This is a genomic window from Okeania sp., from assembly GCF_983059655.1.
Window position 1 is genome coordinate 2,120 of the sequence record NZ_CEZPJD010000258.1, and the last position, 7,719, is coordinate 9,838.

General features: G+C 31.6%; 8 protein-coding genes. 3 read left to right on the forward strand and 5 right to left on the reverse strand.

Annotated elements, in window-relative coordinates:
• The 4 genes from AC3DU7_RS15615 to AC3DU7_RS15630 form a co-directional block, all read right to left on the reverse strand.
• Positions 1-1,172, reverse strand: a 1,172-nt coding sequence (locus AC3DU7_RS15615) for an AAA family ATPase (RefSeq protein WP_488040249.1), incomplete at its 3' end; no start/stop codon positions are given.
• A complete protein-coding gene (locus AC3DU7_RS15620) occupies positions 1,169-1,414 on the reverse strand; it encodes a hypothetical protein (RefSeq protein ID WP_488040250.1) in 246 nt (81 codons plus the stop codon). The genes AC3DU7_RS15615 and AC3DU7_RS15620, both read right to left, overlap by 4 nt.
• Before the next feature lie 584 nt (positions 1,415-1,998).
• Positions 1,999-2,178 (reverse strand): hypothetical protein, encoded by a 180-nt coding sequence (locus tag AC3DU7_RS15625; RefSeq protein WP_488040251.1) that lies wholly within the window; start codon positions 2,176-2,178, stop codon positions 1,999-2,001.
• 212 nt (positions 2,179-2,390) lie between these two features.
• Positions 2,391-2,948, reverse strand: coding sequence for a hypothetical protein (locus AC3DU7_RS15630; RefSeq protein ID WP_488040252.1), 558 nt, complete (start codon positions 2,946-2,948; stop codon positions 2,391-2,393).
• A gap of 227 nt (positions 2,949-3,175) precedes the next feature.
• Here AC3DU7_RS15630 and AC3DU7_RS15635 point away from each other — a divergent pair, with 227 nt between their 5' ends.
• On the forward strand, positions 3,176-4,141 hold the full coding sequence (locus AC3DU7_RS15635; protein WP_488040253.1) for a hypothetical protein: 966 nt from the start codon (positions 3,176-3,178) through the stop codon (positions 4,139-4,141).
• Positions 4,142-4,206: 65 nt separating this feature from the next.
• Here the strand turns inward: AC3DU7_RS15635 and AC3DU7_RS15640 are convergent, their stop codons facing one another.
• Complete coding sequence (locus AC3DU7_RS15640; protein WP_488040254.1) at positions 4,207-5,595, reverse strand: DNA phosphorothioation system restriction enzyme; 1,389 nt, start codon at positions 5,593-5,595, stop codon at positions 4,207-4,209.
• Positions 5,596-5,856: 261 nt separating this feature from the next.
• Between AC3DU7_RS15640 and AC3DU7_RS15645 the strand changes: the two genes are divergently transcribed.
• Together AC3DU7_RS15645 and AC3DU7_RS15650 are read left to right on the forward strand one after the other, a co-directional pair.
• Positions 5,857-6,714, forward strand: coding sequence for a sugar kinase (locus AC3DU7_RS15645; protein WP_488040255.1), 858 nt, complete (start codon positions 5,857-5,859; stop codon positions 6,712-6,714).
• Positions 6,715-7,085: 371 nt separating this feature from the next.
• The coding region (locus tag AC3DU7_RS15650; RefSeq protein ID WP_488040256.1) for a hypothetical protein at positions 7,086-7,719 on the forward strand (634 nt) is incomplete at its 3' end.

Sequence of the window (7,719 nt, forward strand, 5' to 3'; positions counted from 1 at the left end):
ACTTCACCCCAAAATTCCACTACTTGTTTGTCAATTTCATCTATCTGTATACTCATTCTAATTGCGGTTTCTTCTACATCGGCAATTTCGGCTTTTTCCATCCATTTTTCTACTGATTTTCTCCCTGGGGAATTTATAGTTAATTCTGCTCCACAAATACAACGTTGTTTTTCTAATAACTGTTGTACAAACTGTCTTTTGATTCCTATGGGTAACTCTCCTTTTTCTTTTAAATTACCAAAAAGTTCTCGGAATTTTTCTATGGCATCTAACAAGAAAACCATATAACCACGAGTTGATATGGCTCTTTTTAAACTTTGATGAGCTTGTAATATTTGTTCTTTTATTGATACTACCTGGAGATTTAATTGGTCTTTTTGTTGGGGTAATCCTTCTGCACCTTTAAATTCCACTAAACGACTACTAATTTCTTTCTTAACTTCTCTATGATTTTGCAATTCTTTCTCTATCTCTGTTTGGCGTTTTGATAATTTGTTAATTTCTTGTTCAATTTTATTTTTTTCTTTCAGCAGTTTTTTAGTTTCAGGATTACCAATTAATCTCAAATCAGTTTCCAAGGATTTTTTTGCCTCCCCTAAATGTCTAACAGAACGATTTAATACTTCAATTCCTAATAATTCTTTCGTCGCTTCTGCTATTTCACTTTTCCGATCATCCCTAACAATATACTCAATTCTTTCTCCGTCAAAAAAGAAATATCTATGTAAACTTTCTGGCAAAATTCTACCAATAATATCATCAGGATGTTCTGGGGGTGGAGACCAACGTCCGTCATCTCCAGCTATCTGCATATATAATTCACTTTTACCATGTTCAATTTCATTTTTTTCATTCCTATAAGCTCGTGATAAACGTTTGGCTTGATACCGTTTATTATCATGTTCAAATACAATTTCTACCCAACAAGCTATGGCTTTACCAAGTTTTGCTTCTGTAATTGCTCGTTTATTTACCAGTTGAGTTTCTACTACAAAAGCGGCGCTAAATTTTTCATAAAGTACCCAAGTAAAGGCGTTCATTATGGTAGTTTTACCTGCACCATTATTGCCATGAATTATTGTTGTATTTTTCTGGCCTGATGCCAGAATTATTTCTGGAGTTTTGCCGTAAAATTGACGAAAGTTACACAAGATAATTGAGATTAATTTCATTGCACTGCTTCTTTAATAATTTTGAGAATATCATCGTTAATTCTAGGAGTTTTTTTATAAAGTCGGTCTTTTTCTAGTTGTAATACTCGCCCAATAATTTTCTTTACTTCTGGGGGGGCGGTAGTAATTGGTTCTTGAATGTTATTCAGTTTTGTTTGAGTTTTATGATTATATTTTGACTGCTTTTCTGAAAAAATAGTTGATATTTCTGTGATTATTTTGTCTGAGTATTTTGAAGTCATTTTAATTTGAGTAGGGAGTAGGGAATAGGGAGTAGGGAGTAGGGAAGAAAGAGTAAATTTTGAAAAAAATAAGAGAATACTAGAGATAGCTGTCTGAAATAAACTGGAGTTGCTTTTTTTTACCGAAAAATCGTGGTCTAAAGCCTCCCCTTTTAAGGGGATAAAAAAAATAAAATTCCGTATTTCAAGCCTCCTTATTGCAGAGGTACTGATAACTGATAACTGATCGCTGAAATGACCTATCATTCGGCAGAAAAAATATAATATCTAAAGTTCTTTTATTGCTCATAATGGTATTTACAGGCAATAATAATAATTTCATCAGAGGTACTGATAACTGTTAACGCAGTTACGACCATAGGAGGCTAACCGATCACTGATCACTGAAATAACCCACTCAGTAAAGTCTGAAAAAGCAGAAGCTTCAAATACAATTCTTTTACTCACTCAATTTCCTCTAATTAAAGTTCAATTAAATTGGTTTGATGTTCAACATTTTCGATAGCATTTAACAGCCTATTTTTGTTAGTTTCACTTTTAAATAAGTAGGCTGTTTCCTCAACTGCAGAAACAATATTTTCAATTTATTTTTCTATGAAAATTTCAATATATTGTTCAATTGATAAGTCTTGTGAGGTAGCTTTTTCTTGGATTAGAGCTTCAATTTCTGGTTTTAAATTAATAGTAATCATCATCTGACAAACTTTTAGACAGGTTTGGGCTTGTTTATTGGTTGGGTTAATTGGTTTATACTCACTAAACATTTAATTATAAATATTTAATTAATTTTAGCTAGGTTGCGCCACAAAATCCAATATTAGCCCAACAAATTTTATTCTAACATTGTTTAGGTTTAGTTAGTAGGTTGGGTTAAGCGACAGCGTAACCTAACTCACCAAGATGGTGCTGCGTTTCCTTGATTAACTAAACCTACATTTTCACTAACTTTATAACTCTAAAACTGCCATTAATTTGGTTATTTTTGAACAATGTTTTGTTCTAGAAATGTTTTGAGTTGCTGTCTATTATCTTGAGCGATCGAGTTATAAAATATTTCGGTTGTTTCATTGGGTGTATAAAACCGATAAAAACGCTCATCTTCTGGAACTTGCTCTACATAAATTAACGGAATATTTACAGCAGATAAAATTTTATATTTGTGGTAGTCGCTTTCTTTTACTTCTGGGAGTTTATGGCAAAATGACTGACATTCTATTACTAATTTTGCTTGACGATTTGTTTTTAAACCTCGTTCTATTACAGCAATCTCTACTTTGGAATTAATCCAAATTTCCCCAATATTTTTGGGTATCCAGCTAGCGTTAGGACAAATACTCTTGAGAGTAATTTGGGGGCAATAACGGAAATTATTTCCTAAAACAATTTCCAAAATGTCTATGACTTTCATTTCTAATTTGTTGATAACTTCGCCACTTTTAAAATTACGATAAGCAGGAGATAAGTCATCAAGATTATTAGATTTACTAGAGATATATTCAGTGTTAGGGAAAAGGCTAAGTTGATAAGCAGTCATAATTTTTTCTCCTTTTTGTTAACTATTTACAGCTTATCTAGAAGGTTAAATAAAATCTATTCACAGTCTGTGAGTAAAACTGTGAGTATTTTGTGAGTGCTAGTAAGCATTCAGCCGTCAGCAATCAGCAATCAGCTATTGCTTTTAGTTGATGAGAAAAGCTTTATTAATTCTCTTACTAAAAAAGTTAGCTCTCTTACCTTTAAAGTCTATATTAATTAAAAATATTGGAGAAAAGAGACATAAGTTCAGAAATAATCAATGATATAATATGTTTGTATTTATATGCTGATGAAATGGAAGAAATAAAAGTTTTTCTATTGCTTGATTTTGCTAAAAAGTATAGTATTTTAAATCCTCAAAAATTTACCTATGTGGAATTGCTAAGCAGTCTAGTTATTATGCCATTAGAACAGCACTTTAGAAACATGGAAAAAGATTCCATATTATGCACTATTTCAGTTATTAATGATATTATTTTGAGAGATAAAAAAATTTTAAACTCATTAATAACACTGCGAAATAACTCTAATGAGCAATATGTAATTGAGTTAGCAGATAGCATACTAAATGAAATTAACACAAATACATTTTATTTTGAGCCTGAAATGCTTGATGATAACGATGATGATGATTTTGAATCTGACCTATTTTTTAACGAAATACAAATGCAACAATATGAAAAATTTAAAGATTTTTTGGAAGACCAAGAAAAATTAACATTAGAATCTAGTGAACACATTTTTTTTATAAACATAAAATATGCGATTGCCAACAATGATATTGATACACTTAAGAAATTTTTAGAGCGGATAAAACAGAGCAAAGATGCACAATTTCGTTCAACTTGGCTATATGCTTTAACAAAACTAGGAGCATTTTTAATTCCACAAATACTTACAGAGGTTCTTAATTTTATTGTCGTAATTGAAAATCCAGAAATTTCCACTCAAGTTGCTATTGCACTCACAGAAATTAGTGAAGTAAAACAATTAAAGGCGATGGTTGCTAATCTCAAAGAATATGTACAACAAAATTTTTATATGCAAGAAAAAAAGTCTGTACAAAACGAAGTTTATAATTATGACTTAATACAATATATAGCTGCAAATGATATTGTTTGGCACTGCGCACAACACATGAGCTACCCAGACTTTCATAATGCTTGGTACTCTCCAAGTTCTACTCAGTAAACTGTGAAAAAGCAAAAGCCCAAAAATACTTCTTTTTCTCTCTTACTTCTTGCCTGAATCAAATATCAAATATCTAATAATCCATATCTTTTTTGAATACTTAATAATTTCACCCTAGCTTCTCCAGAATTATCTGCTAGATCGGCAAATTCTAAGAACCTTTTTAACTCCTTTCTCAGTAAATTTCGTTCTACTTCCAATGTGCTTCTACCCATATCAGGAGGCAAAACAATCATGTCAAATAAAGTTGCCCTTTCCTTACTGGGATGAGGTCGTAAAATTCTTCCTCTTCTTTGAATAAATTGTCGTGGATTTTGACTACTTGCTAAAATAACTGCATTTTTAATTGCTGGTATATCTACCCCTTCATCTAAACATCTAATTGCTACTAAACCTTGCAATTCTCCACTTTCAAATTGTTGCCTTAATTTTTCTCTTTTCTTAATCGGAGTTTCAGCAGTATAAGTATTAACTCGATAACCTAATTCATAACCTAATATTCTTACCACCGCTTCCATTTGTCTTAAATTTGAAATATCTTCAGTTTCTACGGAACTATCCCCACAATAAAATAAAGTATGACTGGTTTGTAAACGATTAGCCATTAATTTTTTTAATGCTGTTAATTTATTTGTTGCTGAAGCGACTAAACGAGAACGCTGAATTAATAAAGCTGTTAAATCTTCTTTTTCTATTTCTACATTTTCTTTTTCTGATAATAATAATGCCCAACCAATTTTGGAAGTTAATTTTGCATAAGCTCGACTTTCTGCTTCGGTTAATTCTACTAAAACTGGATAATAAAGATAACGAGCTAAAGCACCTTGTATAATGGCATCAGCCAAAGTTAATTCAGGCTGTAATACTTCACCAAAATAATCTAAAATTGCTGTAGTTCCTTGGTCATCAAAATATCTTTCTGGCGTGGCAGACAAAGCAAGTCTTAAACCAATATTTTTGGGTAAACTCTTCTCTAATTTGGGCGAACCTAAATGATGTGCTTCATCCCCAATAATCAAAGTTTTTTCAGGAAAATATTTAATCTGAGATTGGAGACTATCTGAAATAAAAGTAGAGTTTGTAGTAATAACAGTAATAAATTCTTCATAGCCAGAATGAATATTATAAAGTGTAGTAGAAAGTTGATTTTGCCAAGTATGTACATTCTCAAAAGCGAGAATTGGTTTAAGACTAAACTTTTCACATTCTCTTGCCCATTGAGTTACTAAATGACGGTAAGGACAAATCACAATTAATGCCTGTAAAGTAATTTTTTGATAAAGTTGAGTAGCGATCGCTAAGGCAGTTATTGTTTTTCCACTACCTGTTGCCATCTTCAAAATTCCCCTACCTCTATTTGTAAACCAATTATTAATAGCTTGTTCTTGATAGGGTCGTAATTTAAGTTGAGATGGCATTGCCGGACAGCAAAAATTTACTGTTAATTTATTCATTTATACTAATTTTTAGATACACCAATTTTCGATAAATAAATCTATTATATAAGCATTCAGCTATTAGCAGTCAGCTATCAGCTTAATTTATTGATATTTAAGATAAACCGAATATTCAAAGATGGCAAAATTTATCTTATGGGGAAGCAAACATAAATTTTAATTCTCTTTAGGGACTAATTCCTCCTTTGGTATCATAATTAGTTAATAGTTCATAGCTGATAGCTGATAGCTGACCGCTTAATGCTTACAAAAAAAACAATGACTAAAACCGGATTATTTGTCGGGTTAATAACCTTAGATTTACTTTATCTCACAACAACTTATCCCGAAAAAAATCAAAAAATTGTTGCTGCCGATCATACTATTACAGCAGGGGGACCTGCCACAAATGCAGCGGTAACATTTAGCTATTTTGGTAATCAAGCAACTCTTCTCTGTGGGTTAGGAAATCATCCAATAACTCACCTAATTAGAGCAGATTTAGAAAAGCATAATGTCACAATACAAGACTTAGATAAAAATCGTGACGAACCACCACCAGTTTCATCAATTATTACTACTCAAAATACAGGCGATCGCTCTGTAATTTCTATCAATGCTGCTAAGTCTCAAATCTCAAAAAAATTGATTGACCCAGACATTATTCCTAATATTGATATTGTTTTAATCGACGGTCATCAAATGGCAGCTAGTCTAGAAATTGCTCAACTTGCTAAGTCAAAAAATATTCCTATTGTTATAGATGGTGGTAGTTGGAAACCAGGATTTGAGGAAATTTTACCTTTTGTTGATTATGCTATTTGTTCTGCTAATTTTTATCCTCCTAACTGTGAAAGTCAAGAGGAAGTTTTTGCTTATTTAGCGAATCAAAATATTCCACATATTGCTATTACTCAAGGAGAAAAACCTATTAAATATTTGAGTCAAGGTAAGTTTGGTAATGTGGAAGTTCCGAAAATGAATCCTGTTGATACTTTAGGTGCAGGTGATATTTTTCATGGAGCATTTTGTCACTATATTTTTCATAGAGAATTTACAGAAGCTTTGGCAAATGCTGCTAATATTGCTGCTCATTCTTGTAAATATTTCGGTACTCGGCAGTGGATTAACAGTTAACAGTTATCAGTTATCAGTTATCAGTTAATAGTTCACAGTTATTGGTTGTTAGTTACCAGTTATTGGTTAACAGTTATAGCGAATTTTATCTCATTCAGGCATACTAATAGCGTAGCGGGCAATTTTAATAAAATTATGACATAAACCTGAATTCTTAGTCCCCCTTTCAAAGTGGGGTTTGGGGAGATAAAACTCCTCCATATCTTTAACAAATTGGTATAAAATTAATCATTGTTAGGGTGCATCTCAATTTTGAATAAAGCCAAAAATTTATCGCTTTTAGGGAACAGGGAACAGGGAATAAGAAAAAAGTATTTTTGTAAATATGAGATGCACCCAATTGTTATTTAAAAAAATAAGGAGATTATCAGATGGATAACTTAAATGAATATCCGAAAATAATTCAAACACTATTAGAGAATAGTGATTTTTGGCAAAAGGTTGCTATTGCTATTATCTCTGGTTTTTCAGTAGCACTATTTAATTACTTCTCATCAAACAAACAACGTCAAGACCAAGCAATGGAGCTTTCCTATACAACAAATATATTGAGTGTTTTAGAGTTCAAAAAAGATATACCTCAGAAAAATATTAGTATCCTTTACGGTGAAGATTATGAGGTTGCAGATTTGTATGTCATCTCTTGCGATATTGAAAATACTGGTAGAAAAGTCATTAAAAATCAAGAAATTACTTTTGAGTTTCTTTCTACAAACGTTGGAATTTTAGAACAATTTTTCGAGCCACCTTTGAATGGTAATTCAATGGGTATAGAGGAAATTGAGATAGAGTATCTTAAGCAAGGTGGAGTAAAAAAAAGGTATTTAATCAGAGAAGTTTTACCGAAAAATCAAGTAGGATTTCGATTTTTGTCGGGAAGACGAACTGAGGAAAATGAAGTACCAAAATTATTTGTCTCAAATCAAGATAGTAGTAAAGTTCAACTTATTCCAAGAACATATAAAGGTGAGAGGGATGAAATTTCTAGAATAATGAATTTTGTCA